This window comes from Yoonia sp. TsM2_T14_4, assembly GCF_049602355.1.
Lineage (GTDB): Bacteria > Pseudomonadota > Alphaproteobacteria > Rhodobacterales > Rhodobacteraceae > Yoonia > Yoonia vestfoldensis_A.
In genome coordinates this window covers 1,167,452-1,184,470 of the sequence record NZ_CP187137.1, presented here as the reverse complement: position 1 = coordinate 1,184,470, position 17,019 = coordinate 1,167,452, and the positions used below count along the sequence as shown (strand labels likewise).

19 protein-coding genes are annotated in these 17,019 nt (G+C 59.8%); 11 read left to right on the top strand and 8 right to left on the bottom strand.

Features of this window, described 5'->3' with window-relative positions; translation table 11 throughout:
* Window positions 1-121 precede the first annotated feature (121 nt).
* From rplM to ACPF9B_RS05785, 5 genes are all read left to right on the top strand, one after another.
* Window positions 122-583: a 50S ribosomal protein L13 gene (gene rplM, locus ACPF9B_RS05805; protein WP_007204844.1), complete on the top strand. Its 462-nt coding sequence runs from the start codon at window positions 122-124 to the stop codon at window positions 581-583.
* Window positions 583-1,074 (top strand): 30S ribosomal protein S9, encoded by a 492-nt coding sequence (rpsI, locus tag ACPF9B_RS05800; RefSeq protein WP_007204845.1) that lies wholly within the window; start codon window positions 583-585, stop codon window positions 1,072-1,074. The genes rplM and rpsI overlap by 1 nt, the downstream gene beginning before the upstream one ends.
* A 167-nt stretch (window positions 1,075-1,241) precedes the next feature.
* Window positions 1,242-2,114: an ABC transporter permease gene (locus ACPF9B_RS05795; protein WP_424179875.1), complete on the top strand. Its 873-nt coding sequence runs from the start codon at window positions 1,242-1,244 to the stop codon at window positions 2,112-2,114.
* Complete coding sequence (locus ACPF9B_RS05790; protein ID WP_424179873.1) at window positions 2,111-2,911, top strand: ABC transporter permease; 801 nt, start codon at window positions 2,111-2,113, stop codon at window positions 2,909-2,911. Before ACPF9B_RS05795 ends, ACPF9B_RS05790 begins: the two co-directional genes overlap by 4 nt.
* Window positions 2,908-3,993, top strand: coding sequence for an ABC transporter ATP-binding protein (locus tag ACPF9B_RS05785; protein ID WP_040482792.1), 1,086 nt, complete (start codon window positions 2,908-2,910; stop codon window positions 3,991-3,993). Before ACPF9B_RS05790 ends, ACPF9B_RS05785 begins: the two co-directional genes overlap by 4 nt.
* Window positions 3,994-4,068: 75 nt before the next feature.
* Here the strand turns inward: ACPF9B_RS05785 and ACPF9B_RS05780 are convergent, their stop codons facing one another.
* Genes ACPF9B_RS05780 through ACPF9B_RS05755 form a run of 6 tightly spaced genes read right to left on the bottom strand, consistent with a single transcriptional unit; the run spans window position 4,069 to window position 8,916 of the window.
* Window positions 4,069-4,584 carry an acyloxyacyl hydrolase gene (locus ACPF9B_RS05780; protein WP_007204855.1) on the bottom strand — a complete coding sequence of 172 codons (516 nt, stop codon included), beginning with the start codon at window positions 4,582-4,584 and terminating at the stop codon, window positions 4,069-4,071.
* A gap of 9 nt (window positions 4,585-4,593) precedes the next feature.
* Window positions 4,594-5,211, bottom strand: a complete 618-nt coding sequence (locus ACPF9B_RS05775; protein ID WP_424179870.1) for a TetR/AcrR family transcriptional regulator — start codon at window positions 5,209-5,211, stop codon at window positions 4,594-4,596.
* Window positions 5,204-6,073: a polyphosphate kinase 2 gene (gene ppk2, locus ACPF9B_RS05770; RefSeq protein ID WP_424179868.1), complete on the bottom strand. Its 870-nt coding sequence runs from the start codon at window positions 6,071-6,073 to the stop codon at window positions 5,204-5,206. The genes ACPF9B_RS05775 and ppk2 overlap by 8 nt, the downstream gene beginning before the upstream one ends.
* A gap of 46 nt (window positions 6,074-6,119) precedes the next feature.
* Window positions 6,120-7,109: an alpha/beta fold hydrolase gene (locus ACPF9B_RS05765; protein WP_424179866.1), complete on the bottom strand. Its 990-nt coding sequence runs from the start codon at window positions 7,107-7,109 to the stop codon at window positions 6,120-6,122.
* Window positions 7,099-8,016 carry a homoserine O-acetyltransferase MetA gene (gene metA / locus ACPF9B_RS05760; RefSeq protein WP_424179864.1) on the bottom strand — a complete coding sequence of 306 codons (918 nt, stop codon included), beginning with the start codon at window positions 8,014-8,016 and terminating at the stop codon, window positions 7,099-7,101. The genes ACPF9B_RS05765 and metA overlap by 11 nt, the downstream gene beginning before the upstream one ends.
* 36 nt (window positions 8,017-8,052) lie before the next feature.
* Window positions 8,053-8,916: a hypothetical protein gene (locus tag ACPF9B_RS05755; RefSeq protein WP_007204860.1), complete on the bottom strand. Its 864-nt coding sequence runs from the start codon at window positions 8,914-8,916 to the stop codon at window positions 8,053-8,055.
* Window positions 8,917-9,040: 124 nt separating this feature from the next.
* Here ACPF9B_RS05755 and ACPF9B_RS05750 point away from each other — a divergent pair, with 124 nt between their 5' ends.
* Window positions 9,041-9,388: a rhodanese-like domain-containing protein gene (locus ACPF9B_RS05750; protein ID WP_424179862.1), complete on the top strand. Its 348-nt coding sequence runs from the start codon at window positions 9,041-9,043 to the stop codon at window positions 9,386-9,388.
* A gap of 92 nt (window positions 9,389-9,480) precedes the next feature.
* Here ACPF9B_RS05750 and mnmA read toward each other — a convergent pair whose 3' ends face one another.
* Entirely contained in the window at window positions 9,481-10,620 is a 1,140-nt protein-coding gene (mnmA, locus tag ACPF9B_RS05745) for a tRNA 2-thiouridine(34) synthase MnmA (RefSeq protein ID WP_007204862.1), read from the bottom strand.
* A gap of 129 nt (window positions 10,621-10,749) precedes the next feature.
* Between mnmA and ACPF9B_RS05740 the strand changes: the two genes are divergently transcribed.
* The 5 genes from ACPF9B_RS05740 to ACPF9B_RS05720 all read left to right on the top strand — a co-directional run bounded on the left by ACPF9B_RS05740 (window position 10,750) and on the right by ACPF9B_RS05720 (window position 16,405).
* Window positions 10,750-11,028 carry a DUF1153 domain-containing protein gene (locus ACPF9B_RS05740; protein WP_424179860.1) on the top strand — a complete coding sequence of 93 codons (279 nt, stop codon included), beginning with the start codon at window positions 10,750-10,752 and terminating at the stop codon, window positions 11,026-11,028.
* An 87-nt stretch (window positions 11,029-11,115) separates the two neighbouring features.
* Window positions 11,116-11,829: a response regulator transcription factor CtrA gene (ctrA, locus tag ACPF9B_RS05735; protein WP_424179858.1), complete on the top strand. Its 714-nt coding sequence runs from the start codon at window positions 11,116-11,118 to the stop codon at window positions 11,827-11,829.
* Window positions 11,830-11,913: 84 nt separating this feature from the next.
* Complete coding sequence (gene ligA / locus ACPF9B_RS05730) at window positions 11,914-14,082, top strand: NAD-dependent DNA ligase LigA (protein ID WP_007204865.1); 2,169 nt, start codon at window positions 11,914-11,916, stop codon at window positions 14,080-14,082.
* Window positions 14,079-16,169, top strand: coding sequence for an ATP-dependent DNA helicase RecG (gene recG, locus ACPF9B_RS05725; RefSeq protein WP_424179856.1), 2,091 nt, complete (start codon window positions 14,079-14,081; stop codon window positions 16,167-16,169). The genes ligA and recG overlap by 4 nt, the downstream gene beginning before the upstream one ends.
* A gap of 113 nt (window positions 16,170-16,282) precedes the next feature.
* Window positions 16,283-16,405 carry a hypothetical protein gene (locus tag ACPF9B_RS05720; RefSeq protein WP_007204867.1) on the top strand — a complete coding sequence of 41 codons (123 nt, stop codon included), beginning with the start codon at window positions 16,283-16,285 and terminating at the stop codon, window positions 16,403-16,405.
* 154 nt (window positions 16,406-16,559) lie between these two features.
* Here the strand turns inward: ACPF9B_RS05720 and ACPF9B_RS05715 are convergent, their stop codons facing one another.
* Complete coding sequence (locus tag ACPF9B_RS05715; RefSeq protein ID WP_424179854.1) at window positions 16,560-17,006, bottom strand: iron-sulfur cluster assembly scaffold protein; 447 nt, start codon at window positions 17,004-17,006, stop codon at window positions 16,560-16,562.
* Window positions 17,007-17,019: the final 13 nt, after the last annotated feature.

The window sequence follows — 17,019 nt, the reverse complement described above, 5'->3', positions numbered from 1 at the left end:
AAGGCACTGTTATTGCATGATTATTTCAGATAAACGCCGCTTGACGCGCATTTCATGGCGCTTATAAGCCACCTATCCGAATGACCGTGGCGTTGCGCCACCACAAACCTTCTGGTGAGATATGAAAACCTTTACCGCTACCCCGGCGGATATCGACAAGAAATGGATCCTGATCGACGCTGAAGGCGTTGTTCTGGGCCGTCTTGCCTCGATCATCGCCATGCGCTTGCGCGGCAAGCACAAACCATCTTTCACACCGCACATGGATATGGGCGACAATGTGATCGTGATCAACGCCGAGAAAATCCAGATGACCGGTAACAAGCGCGATGAGCGTTATTACTGGCACACTGGCCACCCCGGCGGGATCAAGTCCAAGACCAAGGCAGAAATCCTTGAAGGCAAGCACCCCGAGCGCGTGATTGAAAAAGCCGTTCAGCGTATGCTGCCCGGTGGTAAGCTGTCGCGCCAGCAAATGACCCATCTGCGCATCTTCGCAGGCGCGGAACATGGCATGGAAGCCCAAAAGCCCGAAGTTCTGGATGTCAAATCCATGAACCCGAAGAATACGAGGACCGCATAATGGCCGATCAAGTCAATTCGCTCGAAGAGCTGGGGCAGGTCGCAGAAGGTGTGGAGGCTGTCGTAGCCCCCGTCGCCGCCCCCCGTGAACCTGTGCGCGATGCGCTGGGTCGGTCCTATGCTACCGGCAAGCGTAAAGATGCGGTCGCCCGCGTCTGGATTCGCCCCGGTTCCGGCAAGGTCACTGTCAACGGCAAGGAAATGAAGACTTATTTCGCACGCCCCGTGTTGCAGATGATCCTGGCGCAGCCATTCTCGATCGCCGGTGTTGCCGGTCAGTTCGACGTGGTTGCCACCGTCAAGGGCGGCGGTCTGTCCGGTCAGGCCGGTGCGGTCAAGCATGGCGTGTCCAAAGCACTGCAGCTTTATGATCCAAGCCTGCGCCCCGCGCTGAAAGCTGCCGGTTTCCTGACCCGCGACAGCCGCGTCGTGGAACGCAAGAAATACGGCAAGGCCAAGGCGCGCAAGAGCTTCCAGTTCTCCAAGCGCTAAGCTGCTCACATTTCGAAAAAGGCCTGCATCTTGCAGGCCTTTTTTGGTTTCGGACCCTTGGACAATATTGGCTAAAAATGCAGCAAATGGTAAAATTTCCGTCGCTGATATCTCTGTTAACGCGAGTTTCATGTTGATCTTTCCCGCATGACAATGAAGATCGGCCTATGTTCAAAAAACTGACATCATCCGAGGGCGGGCGTGGGCTGTTACTGATCAGCCCGCCGTTTTTCTATGCGCTGCTGTTGATGGCCTTCCCCTTGGGGGCGATCATCTTGTTCAGTTTCTGGACCCAGGATTTCATGGATGTCGATACGACATTCACGCTGAACAATTATCGCCAGATCATCGAACAGCCGATCTATGGCGCGCTGCTGCAACGCTCGCTGTTTGTGTCGGCGGTGGTGACAGTGGTCACGGTGCTTTTGGCCTTTCCGATTGCCTATTTCGTGTCGTTCCATGTGCGCCCCGACCGCAAATCGCTATGGCTGTTCCTGATCACGATCCCGTTCTGGACCTCTTATCTGATCCGCGTGTTTTTGTGGAAGGTGATCCTGGGGTATAACGGCGTGATCAACACTGGCTTGTTGAATATCGGTCTGATTGATGAACCGCTGACGTTCATCTTGTACAATATCAACGCGGTGATCATCACCCTTGCCCATGCCTTTGCGCCCTTTGCGATCCTTCCGATTTTCGTAGCTTTGGAAAAGATCGACCGGTCCCTGCTCGAAGCTTCGCGTGATCTGGGGGAAAACAAGGTGATGACGTTTTTCCGCGTGACCTTGCCCTTGGCGATGCCGGGCGTGGTGGCGGCGGTGCTGATCGTGTTTATCCCGACCATTGGCGATTATGTCACCCCTGAATTGATGGGCGGGGCCGGTGGCAAGCTGATTGCCAACATGATCCAAACCCAATTTCTGGCGCTGAATAATGCGCCGTTGGGCGCGGCACTGGCGGTGGTGGCGATGCTGTCGGTCACGGCGATCAGCCTTGTGTTCATCTTGCTCAACCGGCGCTGGCTGCGGGGCCGGTCATGAGCCTGCGTATTTATGCCATTGCCTATTTGGTGTTTCTTTATGCGCCGATCGTGCTGTTGCCGATCTTTGCCTTCAATGACGCGACGATCATCGCCTTTCCGCTGTCGGGTTTCACCACCGATTGGTTTGGCGAGTTGATGACCAACCGGTCGCTGCACACGGCGGTCAAGAATTCGCTGTTCATCGCGGTGATGACGGCGGTCCTGTCCACCTTGCTGGGAATCTGTGCCGCAAGGGCAGGGGCGATGTACCACTTTCCGGTCAAGGCGGGGATCATGGGGTTCATCATGCTGCCCTTGGTTCTGCCTGAAATCATCGTCGCTGTGTCCTTGCTGGTGGTGGTGGTGCAGATTTTCGATATGGGCCTGTCGAACTGGACGATCATCGCGGCCCATGTGCTGATCTGCACACCTTTCTGCATCGCCATCCTGAACGGCGCATTCCAGAACCTCGACCCCAGCCTGGAAGAAGCTGCAATGGATCTGGGCGAAAGCCGGTTTTCGGCCTTTCGTCTGGTCACGCTGCCCTTGGTGATGCCGGGGATCATTTCCAGCATGCTGATCGCCTTTACCATTTCGCTGGATGAATTCATCATCGCGTTCTTTTTGTCCGGCACCAGCCAGACGATGCCGGTCTATATCTGGGGCTTGATGCGGTTTCCGGCGTCACTGCCCGTTGTCATGGCGCTTGGCACCATTCTGGTTGCGCTGTCGATCATCTTGTTGACCATTGCAGAGCTTTTGCGCCGCCGCGGCATGGCCCGCGCCGGTGTAAAAGACAAAGGGGGCTTTCTTTGACAGCTTTGATCACGCTCAAGGGCGTCAATAAATATTACGGCGATTATCATGCTTTGCGTGACATCGACCTGACGATCAATACGGGCGAGTTTTTCTCGCTTCTGGGGCCGTCAGGCTGTGGCAAGACCACATTGCTGCGCACCATCGCGGGGCTGGAGGATGTGTCCGACGGGGTCGTGATGATCGGCGGCAAGGATATGCGCGGCGTCTCCGCCAATTTGCGCCCGACCAATATGGTGTTTCAATCTTATGCGATCTTTCCGCATCTGAGCGTGGCGGAGAATGTGGCCTTTGGCCTGCGCAAGCGCACTGATCTGAACAAGGACGACAAGGCCAAGATGGTCGAAGATGCCTTGGCCATGGTTGGCCTGTCCGGCTATGGCAAGCGCGCCTCGCATGCCCTGTCGGGGGGGCAGCGTCAGCGGGTCGCCCTGGCGCGCGCGCTGATCCTGAAACCCAAGGTTTTGCTGCTGGATGAGCCTTTGTCCGCGCTGGACAAAAAGATGCGCGAACAGATGCAGGTCGAATTGATCCGCCTGCAACGCCATGTCGGCATTACTTTTATTCTGGTCACCCATGATCAGGAAGAAGCCTTGGTCATGTCCGACCGGATCGCCGTGATGTTCGAAGGCGAGATCGGGCAATTGGCTGATCCCGAAACGCTCTACCGTCGCCCCAATTCGCGGCGGGTTGCAGAATTCATCGGCAAGATGAACTTTTTGCGCGCTGATGTGCTGCAGGTCGGTGACACGATCGATGTCGATGTGGCCGGTCTTGGGCGTGTGTCGGTGAATGCCGAACAGGCGCCCATGGCGCTGCACAAAGGGGCCGCCGTGGCTGGTGTGCGCCCCGAGACACTGGCCATCTTGTTTGCCGGTGAAACAACCGAGCGCAAGCTGATCGACGGCGTGGTGGACGAGGTCGTCTATTACGGTGACATGACCTATTACGACGTGCGCATTGCAGGCGTGGACCAGCCGCTGAATATCGCGATGAAAAACCTGATCGGCAGGCCGGTGCTGGATGTCGGCACCAGGACCAAGGTGGTTTGGGACGAACGGTCGCTGGTTATTCTGGCGTAGGGTGGCGTGAAGTCCACCTTGCCTGTCCGGCTGCGCCGGCGCTCCGCGGGCGATATTTAGGCTCGGAAGATCGGGTCAGTCGAGCACCATGGCAAAGCGCAGCCCCAGCGTTTCCAGCCCCGGATTGAGATCCTTCAGATCGCCATTGGACCGGTGATCCGCCAGCACGCTCAGCGTTGCGCCATTGTCAAAGCTATAGCCGACACCCAGCGCGCTGCGAAATTCCAAGGGCAGCCCAAGGTCCGGCCCATCGCCCTGCGCGTAAAGCCCCGGCATGAAAGACGCCTCGACAAAGAACGGCCCGTCGATCACCTTTTGTGTCGTCCATTTTGCACCAGCCCCGACCCACAGGCTGCCGTCACTGGTCGCACTGGCCCCGATCACCGGCTGGAACACGCCGTACCGGCGCGCCAGATCATAGGTGACATAGATTTCCTCGCTGATGCTGTCGTCCTGAAAGACTACGTCGCTGATCTGCAAAGCCGCACGCGCGGGCGCCTCTTGCAGCTGGTAGCAGCCGGTTGGACATTCATTCAGATAGGTATCGGTCAGACCGGTGATGAAAAAGATGATCGCGAAAGTTCCGTCCATGATGTGATCCTATGTATCGGGGTCAAGCAGGCCAAGCCCGCGCAGATAGATGCCAATGCCGGTTTCCAGCAGGTCATCGGGGGGAAAGGGACTTGTCCGGCCCGGATTGCCGCGCGCGAACAATTCCACCACCCCATGCGACATCGCCCAGACATGGGCGCTGAACATCTGCGCAGGCGGGCGTTTGTCGGCGGGGATATGTTGGCTGAGCGCGGCTGCCGCCTTTTCGAGCACGCCCATCGCGCGGGTCGCCACGGCATGTAATTCCGGCGAATGGTTGATCGACACGCCCGATTCGAACATTGCGATGTAATGCCCCGGATAGCGCCGCGCAAAGGCCAGATAGGCCCGCCCCGTCGCCCCGAAGGCCGCCAGCGCCGACGGTTGCCCATCCGCAAAAGCATGGTCCATCAGATCGGCGAAAATGGCATAGCCTTCCTGGGCGGCAGCGGCGATCAAGTCTTCACGCCCGGCGAAATGCCGATAGACCGCCGCGGGGGTGACACCTGCCTCGCGCGCGGCTTCGGATAGGGTGAACCCTGTTGGCCCGCGCATTTCAATCAGCCGCAGACAGCCGTCGATCAATGCGGCGCGCAGATTGCCGTGATGATAGCCCCGCTTAGTCATGCCACAGATCGGGGCCACCGGCGATTTTGGGGTCCACAACACCCAAAGCATCGACATCTTTGCGTTTGTAATCAAGCTGATGCAGGATCGACCTGATCACATTTATCCGCGCGCGCAGCTTGTCATCGCCCCGCACGACGGTCCAGGGTGCAAATGTCAGATGGGTCCGGTCCAGCGTTTCGCGGATCGCGTCAGAATACGCATCCCACAGCGCCAAACCGTCAACATCAATCCGGCTGAGTTTCCATTGCTTGAGAGGGTCTTGCTCGCGGTCCAGAAACCGCTGCAATTGCGTCGCCCGCCCGATATTGAGCCAGATCTTGAACAGGATGATCCCTTCATTGGCCAGCATATGCTCGAATTCAGGAAGCTGCGCAAACCAGCAGGCGCGCTGTTCCGGGGTGCAGAACCCGAACACATGTTCGACAACGCCGCGATTGTACCAGCTGCGGTCGAACAGGGTGATTTCGCCCTTGGCGGGCAGATGCGCGACATAGCGTTGGAAATACCATTGGGCCGCCTCGTGATCGCTGGGTTTGGGCAGGGCGACAAGGCGCGCGCCGCGCGGGTTGAGGTTTTCGCGGAACCGTTTGATCGTGCCCCCTTTGCCTGAGGCGTCGCGTCCCTCAAAAACCACCACAACGCGTTGGCCGGTGTCGCGGACCCAGGCCTGCATCCTCACCAATTCGACCTGAAGCCGGTTCATCGCATCGGTGTAATCATCCTTGTCGTACCGACTGTCATAGGGAAAGTGCGGGTTGAGGATGCCATCATTGGCCCTGCCCTTGATCAGGTCACGGATGGCCTGCGGCGCGTCTTGGTTAAAATAGCGGCTGATCGCGCCGTCGAATGGCCGTTCCATGAAATTCTTTCGCGGTTTGTCGCACCAGTATGGGGGTGCGCGCCGCCTAGCGCAATCCGGCGCGGGCTGCGGCGCGGTCGATGGCGGCAATCGCCTCAGGCTGGCGGGAATGATGAGGCTGGTGGCCGATGCCCTCCAGCCGGACCAGATTGGCGGTGGGCGCGATCTTGATCAGCTCTTCGGCATGCACATGGATCGGCACGACCGTATCGGCGGTGCCATGGATGATTTCAATCGGGATCGTGATCTGCCGGTAAAGCTCCGCCATCTCTACGACAAAGGGGCGCAGGGTATTGACCTGCCGCACATTGGCGCGAAACGCGCCGGGGCGCAGAGCCAGCTCGCCCCCCAGATGGGCGATATAGCCCGCGGGTGGCGCTTGGGGCGCAAAGGTGGTGGCGACAACATCATCCACCTTGCTTTTGGGAATAAAGGCGCTGATCAGCGGGATCACCACACCGCCCAGCGCGCTGCCGTTGACCATGTAATAAGACCCAAGGTCGCCGGGCCAGGGCATGGCAACACCGCCGTAAGATACCACCGCGCTGGCATTGGTCGGATCAACGCGGTCCAGACCGGTCGTGGCCCATGCCAGGGCAACAATGCCACCGAAACTATGCCCGACGACGATTGGTGCGGTGATGCCCAAAGCGCCTGCCGCCTCGCGCAGCATGGCAACCTGTGCTGCGGGGCTGTCGCCTTCGGTGGCAAAAGCGCCTGTCGCGATCCCCGGCACCCGGTCGGTATAGCCCATGCCGGGGCGGTCAAAGGCGGTCACGCGGTAGCGGTCGGTCAGGTGATCCATCAGCGAAAAGGTGAAATCGCGCAGATTACCGCCCGCGCCATGCAACAAGATTACATCCGGCCCTTGCCCTGCCTGCACATAATGAACGCGCCCGCCTGTCACCTCGACAAAGTTGCCCACCGGCGGAAAGGCTGCTGTGATCCTGTCAGCGCGCAGCGCGGCCATGCCAGTGGTCAGCACCGCCCCAAGGCCCAGCGCGATCGCGCCAAGGGTGATCGCCTTAAGTGCCAATTTTATCCAGATCGAAATAGGTGGTCTGATAGATTTCGTTGATCCAATTGCCATAAAGAAGATGCGCATGGCTGCGCCAGCGGTTCTGTGGTGCCTGCAACGGGTCGTCACCCGGATAGTAATTGACCGGCACATTGATCGGCGTGCCATTGGCGATATCGCGGTCATATTCCTGTTTGAGCGTGGTCGTATCATATTCGAAATGGTTGAAGATATAGAGCGCGCGATGTGCTGCATCCTCGACCAGCGCCGGCCCGGCCTCGGCGCTGGTGATCAGGGTTTTCAGCCCCGCCACGGCGTCGATCTCATCCTGACGCATTTCGGTCCAGCGACTGACGGGGATCACGCAATCATCCGAAAAGCCGCGCAGATAGGGGGAACCGGCGGCAGTGGTGTGATGGTGCAGGCAGCCGAACAGTTTTTGGTCCAGCAGGTGTTTTTCGACCCCGTGGAAATAATTGATCATCGCCATCCCGCCCCAGCAGACGCCAAAGGTGGAATGCACATGGGTCTGGGTCCAGTCAAAGACCTGCGTCAGCTCGTCCCAATAGGTGACATCGTGAAACGGCAGATGTTCGATCGGCGCGCCGGTGATGATCAGCCCGTCGAATTTTTCGTCGCGTACCTCGGAAAAGGGTTTGTAAAACTCTTCCATATGTTCGGCGGCGGTGTTGCGGGTCTGGTGTTCGCTCATCCGGATCAGTGAAAACTCGATCTGCAAAGGTGTCGCCCCGATCAGGCGGGCGAACTGGTTTTCGGTCTGGATTTTCTTGGGCATCAGGTTCAGCAATGCGATCCGCAAGGGGCGGATATCTTGGCGCGCGGCAGTCACCTCGTCCAGCACCATGACGCCTTCTTTGGACAGGACATCATAGGCGGGCAGGGCGGATGGCAATTTAATTGGCATGAACGTTATCCTTGCAGAACGGTGCAGATAAGCCCGTCACCCACGCTTCTCAAGGGCCTGAGCGATCATGTCGATAAAACCCGCGGCATCCTTGACCTGTGCCACATCATCCTGCGCGACGGTGATCCCCCAGCGATCCGCCATCGCCTTGTAACGCGGCTGACGATGCGCCAAAGCCTTGGCAAAGGCCCAGCGGATAAAATCATCAGGGTCCACATCATCTGGGGCTGCGTTGAATTCCGCCAGATAGGCGGTCCATGTCGCCAGCAAGAACACCGGATCATAGGACATCGGTTTGGGTTCGCGGTCAAACCGGCGGATCAATTCGGCAGTATGGGCGTCTGTGCCTTCGATCCAGACCATCAGCGTCTTGGACGCCAAATCCGTCATGATCGGATCATTCGGATCGGTGACATCGACCCATTCGCAGATCGACCCGCCGGTATCGCAGACGAAATGCGGATATTGGTAAAGATCATGCGAGCGTGTGATGAAATGGCCGGTGTCATGCAGCGCCGCCACTTCCGCGCGCTGGAACTGGTCCTGACGGCGGGTGTATTCATCCCAAGGCAGCCCGCCCTTGGCCGGATCGCCCGGTTTGCCCAGATAGGACGACATCGGCCGCAGGTCGTTGAACGAAATGTTCGACCCGATATAGATGCTGTCGCTGCGCAAAAGGTCGCGCAGGAACGGCACTTTCATCGCCTCGCGTTTGGCATTGTCGGCGATATATTCGCCCATATACCGCGTGCCGATCCGGTAATCGATAGAATAATGGAACCAGTCGCCGGTCTGGCGCAGCATGCTGGACAGATAGGTCTTGCCCAGCCCCGACATTGCGAAGAACAGGACCCGTTTTTGCGGCGCGGCGCGCCAGTCAGAGGCGGATGTATAAATCATGGCCCTTGGGTAATGCTGGTGGCGCTGATCTGCCAGCGATTTTTGCGCGATTGGTGATAATGTCACCGATCCGATACGGCTGTGGCGGCTATGCCTGCTGCAAGGTTCAAAAGGATGACAGCAAATGCAATATACCAGCAAGTTTCAGGCAATGGCCGATGCCGCACGCGCGCAGACCGACGAAGTCCCCGCCAGCGCGGTTGACAGCCTAATCGCAGCGGGAGCGGTGGCGCTGGATATCCGCGACAAGGAAGAACATGACTTGGATCATATTGCGGGGTCGGTGCATGTCAGCCGTGGCAAGCTGGAGATGAATATCGAAACTGTGCTGCCCGATCTTGAAACGACGATCTTGTGCTATTGCAATGCCAACAACCGTGGCGCGCTGTCGGCGGCCAGCCTCAAAGCGATGGGGTATAAAAACGCCAAATTCATCGCGGGCGGGTTGAAAGCCTATCGCGGGGCACGCTAGGCCGCGCTGCCCCTTTTTCCCGGAAAACGTCCGGGATAAGATGAGTATTTTTGGAAATAAGAAGTCAGGGGCGGGGCCAGCGGGCGCGGGGTTTATTGTCCGCGCCAGATCCAGCCGCCGCCCAGCACACGGGTGCTGTCGGTGTCGTAAAACACGCAGGCCTGCCCGGGCGAGACGCCTTGTTCGGCAACCAGCAATTCGACCTCTGCCTCGGTGTCCGAGATCGGGCGCAGGATCGCGTCCGTCGGCGGGCGGGTGGAGCGCACGCGCACCGCGATCTGGCGTTCTGCGATATCGGTCAGCTTGCCCCCGCCGATCCAGTTGATTTCGCGCAACGGCACGCGGCGGGTGGCCAGCATGTCCTTTGGCCCGACGATGACCTGTTTTTTGTCCACATCCAGCCGCACCACATAAAGCGGATCGGCCAGACCGCCGATGCCAAGCCCGCGCCGCTGGCCCACGGTGTAATGGATCACGCCGTTGTGTTGGCCCAGCACCTGCCCGTTGATATCCACGATCGTGCCGGGGCTTGCTGCACCGGGGCGCAGTTTTTCGATCACGGCGGCGTAATCGCCGTTGGGGACAAAGCAGATATCCTGACTGTCGGGTTTATCTGCCACGCTGAGCCCGTATTTCGCGGCCAAAGCACGGGTTTCATCCTTGCTTTTGTGATGGCCCAACGGAAAGCGCAGGTAATCAAGCTGGTCTTGCGTCGTTGAGAACAAAAAATAGCTTTGATCCTTGGCCGCATCGGCAGCGCTGTGCAATTCGGCACCCTGCACGCCCATCTTGCGCTGGATGTAATGGCCGGTCGCCATGCAATCGGCGTCCAGATCGCGGGCGGTTTGCAGCAGGTCCTTGAATTTCACCCGTTCATTGCAGCGGATGCAGGGCACAGGGGTTGCACCACCCAGATAGCTGTCGGCGAATTCATCCATCACCGCTTCGCGGAAGGTGTTTTCATAATCCAGCACATAATGCGGAAATCCCATTTCTTCGGCCACGCGGCGCGCATCATGGATATCGCGGCCCGCGCAGCACGCGCCTTTTTTCGCCAGCGCCGCCCCGTGGTCGTAAAGTTGCAGGGTCACGCCGACGACATCATAGCCTTCTTCGGCCAGTTTGGCGGCGACGACGGATGAATCCACGCCGCCCGACATCGCCACGACGACGCGGGTATCGGCAGGGGCCTTGGCAAAACCAAGCGAGTTGATCGGGGATTCAAGGGGCATGGCAGGTCCGTCGGTTCAAGAACAGGTCGAAATATAGGAAAATGCTATGCATTCTCAAGGTGCGGCTACACCTCTCATTAAGTTGCGCTCGGCATATCATCTGCGGGAGTTTCCTGAAAGGGGTGCCACATGTATTTGCGAAAGATCGAAGGGCGGCGTGCCGTCACCCTGCCAGACGGGTCAACGATGACACGCGCCGACCTGCCGGACAAGACGACCAGCCGCTGGGTCGCATCGCGCAAGGCCGCTGTTGTGCGGGCGGTGACGCATGGGCTGATCACGCGCACCGAAGCCTTGGAAACCTATGACCTGTCCGAAGAGGAAATGGCCGCTTGGGAGGCTGCTGTCACCGCGCATGGCGAGGTTGCCCTAAAAGCAACAGCATTACAGCGGTATAGACAGCCATAGGGTGCGTCCGTAGAATTCTGCGTTGGTAACACGTGGTTAACCTTTTTCGACAAAGGTGAGACGTAATTGTAAGAGTGGAGAATCCCTATGCGCGTGCTGCTGGTTGAAGATGACCCTACAACGGCGAAAAGTATCGAATTGATGCTGACCCATGCCAATTTAAATGTGTATACCACCGATCTTGGCGAAGAAGGCATCGATTTGGCCAAGCTTTACGATTACGACCTGATCCTGCTGGACCTGAACCTGCCGGACATGAACGGACATGAGGTTTTGCGCCAGCTACGGCTAAGCAGGATCGACACGCCGATCCTGATCCTCACCGGTGATGATGGCACTGAAAGCAAGCTGAAAAGCTTCGGGTTTGGCGCGGATGATTACCTGACAAAACCGTTCCACCGCGAAGAGCTTGTCGCGCGGATTCATGCAATTATCCGCCGGTCCAAAGGGCATGCGCAATCCATTATCCGCACCGGGCAGATCGCCGTGAACCTGGATGCCAAGACGGTCGAAGTGGCCGGAAATACCGTGCATCTGACCGGCAAGGAATACCAGATGCTGGAATTGTTATCGCTGCGCAAGGGCACGACGCTGACCAAGGAAATGTTCCTGAACCACCTTTATGGCGGAATGGATGAACCTGAATTGAAGATCATCGATGTCTTCATCTGCAAGCTGCGCAAGAAATTATCCGAAGCGGCAGATGGTGAAAACAATATCGAAACCGTCTGGGGGCGCGGCTATGTCCTGCGCGATCCGGAATCTGTGAAACCTGCCGCAAAACTGGCCATCGGGGCATAGGCCCAGCATCCGCCGTTGCCGCCGGGTCCAGTTTGTCGGCTGGACCTTGGCGGCTGGCCTGCGTAACACTATCTGGCGCGCGGCATGACGCGCGTGAAGTGGGGGCAGGTGGTGAGCACATCAAAACAGGATCATGATACCGCAACCATCGCCGTTGCGGATTTGACCCGAGCGGAGGCCATGGTCGAGCTGGCCCGCTTGGCGCAAACCTTGGCTCAAGCCAATACTGCCTATCACCGCAATGATACCCCCGAGATCAGTGATGCCGCCTACGACGCCCTGAAACAGCGCAACGCCGCGATCGAGGCGCGCTTTCGCGAGCTCAAACGCGCCGACAGCCCCAGCGATCAGGTTGGTGCCGTGGTGGCCGACGGATTTGGGAAGGTGCAGCATGCGGTGCGGATGCTATCGCTGGGCAATGCATTCAGCGACGACGATGTGACCGACTTTGACGAACGTCTGCGCAAATATCTGGGGCTGACGGCAGATCAGCCTTTGCGCTATACCGCAGAGCCCAAGATCGACGGGCTGTCGCTGTCGCTGCGCTATGAGGACGGCGTATTGGTGCAAGCCGCCACGCGCGGCGACGGGGCAGTGGGCGAAAACGTGACCGCCAATGCCTGCACCATCGCCGATATTCCCCAGCGTCTGACAGGCGCGCCCGCCGTGCTGGAGGTGCGCGGTGAAGTTTACATGAGCCATGATGATTTCGCGGCCCTGAACGCGCGGCAGGCCGACAAGGGCGCCAAGACCTTTGCCAATCCGCGCAACGCCGCCGCAGGCTCATTGCGCCAGCTGGATGCGGGTATCACCGCCGCGCGTCCGTTGCGGTTTTTTGCTTATGCCTGGGGGGCGCTGTCTGCGCCGCTGGCTGCCACCCAATCAGGGGCTATCGCGCGGCTGGCAGAACTGGGCTTTGCCACCAACCCGCTGACTGCGACCTGCGACAGCCCCGCCGATCTGATCGCAATCTATAGCGGGATCGAGGCGCAGCGTGCCAGCCTTGGCTATGACATCGACGGCGTTGTCTACAAGGTCGATGATCTGGCGCTGCAACAAAGGCTGGGGTTCCGCTCCACCACGCCACGTTGGGCGATTGCGCATAAATTCCCCGCCGAACTGGCCTGGACCGTGCTGGACGCCATTGATATTCAGGTTGGGCGCACCGGTGCGCTGTCACCTGTGGCGCGGCTGGTGCCGGTCACCGTTGGCGGGGTCGTCGTGTCAAATGCGACCCTGCATAACGAGGATTACATCGCAGGGCGCGGCGGCGATGGTCAGCCGATCCGGCAGGGCCGCGATATTCGCGTCGGCGATTGGGTGCAGGTCTACCGCGCCGGTGACGTCATTCCCAAGATCAAAGATGTCGATAGCGCGCGCAGGCCCGCAGGGGCCACGCCCTATATCTTTCCCGACACCTGCCCCGAATGCGGATCACCCGCGATCCGCGATCCGGGCGATGCGGTTCGCCGCTGCACCGGCGGGATGATTTGCCCCGCGCAAGCTGTTGAAAGGTTGAAACATTTTGTATCGCGTGCGGCATTCGACATCGAAGGTCTGGGCGCCAAGCAGGTCGAACAATTTCATGCCGATGGCTGGATCACGACCCCCGTCGATATCTTTACGCTGCGCGCGCGGTATGGGCAGGGGTTGCAACAGCTGAAAAACCGCGAAGGCTGGGGTGCGAAAAGCGCTGACAACCTGTTTGCCGCCATCGATGATAAGCGCGCGATCGCGCTCAACCGGCTGATCTATGCTTTGGGGATCCGGCATGTCGGCGAAAGCTCGGCTGCACTTTTGGCCAATCATTACGGGTCATGGGCGGGTTTTGCGACCGCGATGCAAGCGGCGCACATCGGGCAAGGCCCCGCATGGGACGCATTGACCAGCATTGATGGCGTGGGGGCCGTGATGGCCACATCGCTGATCACAACCCTGCAAAACCCGTCAGAGGCCGCATCCATCGCCGCCCTTGTCGCCCAGCTTGACGTACAAGACGCGCCCAAGATCGCCAGCGACAGCCCCGTGTCGGGCCTGACCGTGGTGTTCACCGGCACGCTGGAAAAGATGACCCGCGCAGAGGCCAAGGCGCGCGCCGAATCCTTGGGAGCCAAGGTCGCAGGATCGGTCAGCGCCAAGACCGATATCCTTGTGGCAGGCCCGGGGGCCGGGTCCAAAGCCGCCAAGGCCGAGGCCCTTGGCATCCGCACCATGGACGAGGACGGCTGGCTTGCGCTGATCGGCAGCGCATGACGGGCCGGCCAGAGGCTCTTTTCCCGCTGTTTGGCACGCTGACGCAGCTGGACGGGGTGGGCGCCAAGACAGCACAGGTGATGAGCGATGCGGGTATCGCCAAACCTGCCGATCTGTTGCTGACCCTGCCGGTATCGGGCGTGGACCGCCGCCGCCGTGCGTCCATCCGCGAGGTGATCGCGCCCTGTATCGTCACGGTCGAGGTGACGGTCGGCCTGCATCTGCCGCCAAAGACCAAGGGCAAACCTTACCGGATCACGGTGCAGGATGCGGAAACATCGTTTCAGCTCGTGTTTTTTCACCTGCGCGGCGATTATCTGCAAAAGCTGCTGCCGACGGGCCAGCGGCGGGTGGTGTCGGGCAAGCTTGAACTGTTCGACGGGATCGCGCAGATCGTGCATCCCGATCATGTGCTGCCTCCGCTGGATGCCGACACGATCCCCGCCTTTGAACCGGTCTATCCGTTGCATGCGGGCCTGACGCAAAAGGTGATGTGGAAAGCGACAAGATCCGCACTGGCGCTGCTGCCCGATCTGGCCGATTGGATCGACCCTGCGCAAAAGGCGCGCGAAGGCTGGCCCGATTGGGCGCAGGCGCTGCATCTGGCGCATAATCCGCAATCGCCTGTTGATCTGTCGCCGCATCATCCGGCACGCGCACGGCTTGCCTATGATGAATTGATGGCGCATCAGATCACGCTGGCCTTGGCGCGGGCCAATGCGCGCCGCGCCAAAGGGGTGGCATCGGCAGGCGACGGGCGGTTGCAAAAACGCGTCCTTGGCGCCTTGCCTTACAGCCCGACAGGCGCACAGACCCGTGCCATTGCCGAAATCGGGGCCGATCTGGCCGCACCTTTGCGGATGAACCGGCTGTTGCAGGGCGATGTCGGGTCGGGCAAGACGCTCGTTGCGATGATGGCGCTGTTGCAGGTGGTGGAATCGGACGGGCAGGGCGTGATGATGGCGCCCACCGAAATCTTGGCGCGGCAGCATTACGCAGGGCTGGAGCCGCTGGCCGCCGCCGCTGGTGTCCGGCTTGATGTGCTGACCGGCCGCGACAAGGGCCGCGATCGCGCCGCGAAACTGGCCGCTTTGGCACAAGGCGATATCCAGATCCTTGTTGGCACCCATGCGGTGTTCCAGAAAGACGTGCATTTCCATGACCTGCGGCTGGCGGTGATCGACGAACAGCACCGTTTCGGCGTGGCGCAACGGATGGAACTGGGCGCCAAGGGGCGCGCGGTCGATGTGCTGGTGATGACCGCCACGCCAATCCCGCGATCGCTCGCTCTGGCGCAATATGGCGACATGGATGTGTCGGTGCTGGATGAAAAACCGCCCGGGCGCAAACCGGTGCAGACCGCGCTGGTCTCTGCTGCGCGGATGGATGAAATCGTGGCCAAATTGCGCGCCGCCGTCGCGGATGGGCGGCAGGCCTATTGGGTCTGCCCTTTGGTCGAGGAAAGCGAGATCATCGAGATGACCGCCGCCGAAGACCGGTTCAAACGCCTGCGGGCGGCCTTGGGCGATACGGTCGTCGGGCTTGTGCATGGCCAGATGCCTGTCACCGAAAAAGACGCGGCCATGGCGCGGTTCGTCAGCGGCGACACCCGCGTTCTGGTGGCCACAACCGTGATCGAGGTGGGCGTGAACGTGCCAAACGCGTCGATCATGATGATCGAAGGCGCCGAAAGTTTTGGTCTGGCGCAATTGCACCAGCTGCGCGGCCGCGTTGGGCGGGGGGCTGCGGCATCGACCTGCTTGCTGATCTATCAACCGCCCCTGTCCGAAAACGGCCGCAAGCGGCTCGAAATCCTGCGCGAGACCGAGGATGGTTTCCGCATCTCCGAAGAAGACCTGGCCATGCGCGGCGCGGGCGATGTCATCGGCACCGCGCAATCGGGCCTGCCACGGTTCCGCATCGCCGACCTAGAACGGCAGGCGGGGCTGATGGCCGTCGCGCAATCGGATGCGCGCAAGCTGCTGCATGACGACCCCGATCTGCAAACGCCGCGCGGGCAGGCCGCCCGCGCCTTGCTATGGCTCTTGGAGCAGGACCGCGCGATCCGTTTGATTTCAATCGGTTAACGCCTCACACACCGATCTTGCGCAAAATGTTCTTAAAATGTTCTTAAAAAGTCTTTACAGCCACGGTTCAATATGAGAACAAAGTGGCAACAGAATATTAAGGGAACACTGACATGGCGAAAGAAATCACAACCATTCTGATCCGTTCGCGTCACACGCTGATCGGGGATGCCCTGGGCATTGTCGCCTTGATGGTGCTGTTGTTTGTCGGATTGGCCTTGCCCGGGCCGATCTGACCTGCTGCGCGGCTTTCTGGTCCTGACCATTGCCTGTCCCACCTTGCAATGACACCACCCCGCCTGACATCCGGATTTGCCTTTGCCTGATGCCTTTGGACCAGATACCGCAAAACCTGCCGCCGCCATCCTGCCCCGGATGCGCGGCGGTTTTTTATGTGCGGGCCTTGGCAGTTTGCAGCGCGTCCAGCGTGGCGTCAAACGCCAGCATGATGGATGCATGACGGTTCTTGTAATCGCGCGCGGGTTCCAACACCTCCAGCCCGTCAAACGGGGCAAGCGGCACCGGCCCGCCCGATGTCAGCATCGCCTGCAACGCATCGCGCCCGGCCTGCACCTGCTGTTCGGTCAGCCCGACGATCGCGCCGCCCACGACAGCCGCCGCCGCCTGCCCAAGCGCGCAGGCTTTCACATCCTGCCCGAAATCGGTGATCACGCCGTCCTGCAGCACGATATCCACCGTCACATTCGATCCGCACAAAGGTGCGCGCTTTTTCGCGCTGGCTGTGGGGGCAGACAGGCGCGCATTGCGCGGCATATCGGCCGCCAGCGCAAGGATACGCGCGGAATATAGCTTGATCATGTCGGTTTCGGCTGACATCGCATTTGCCCTT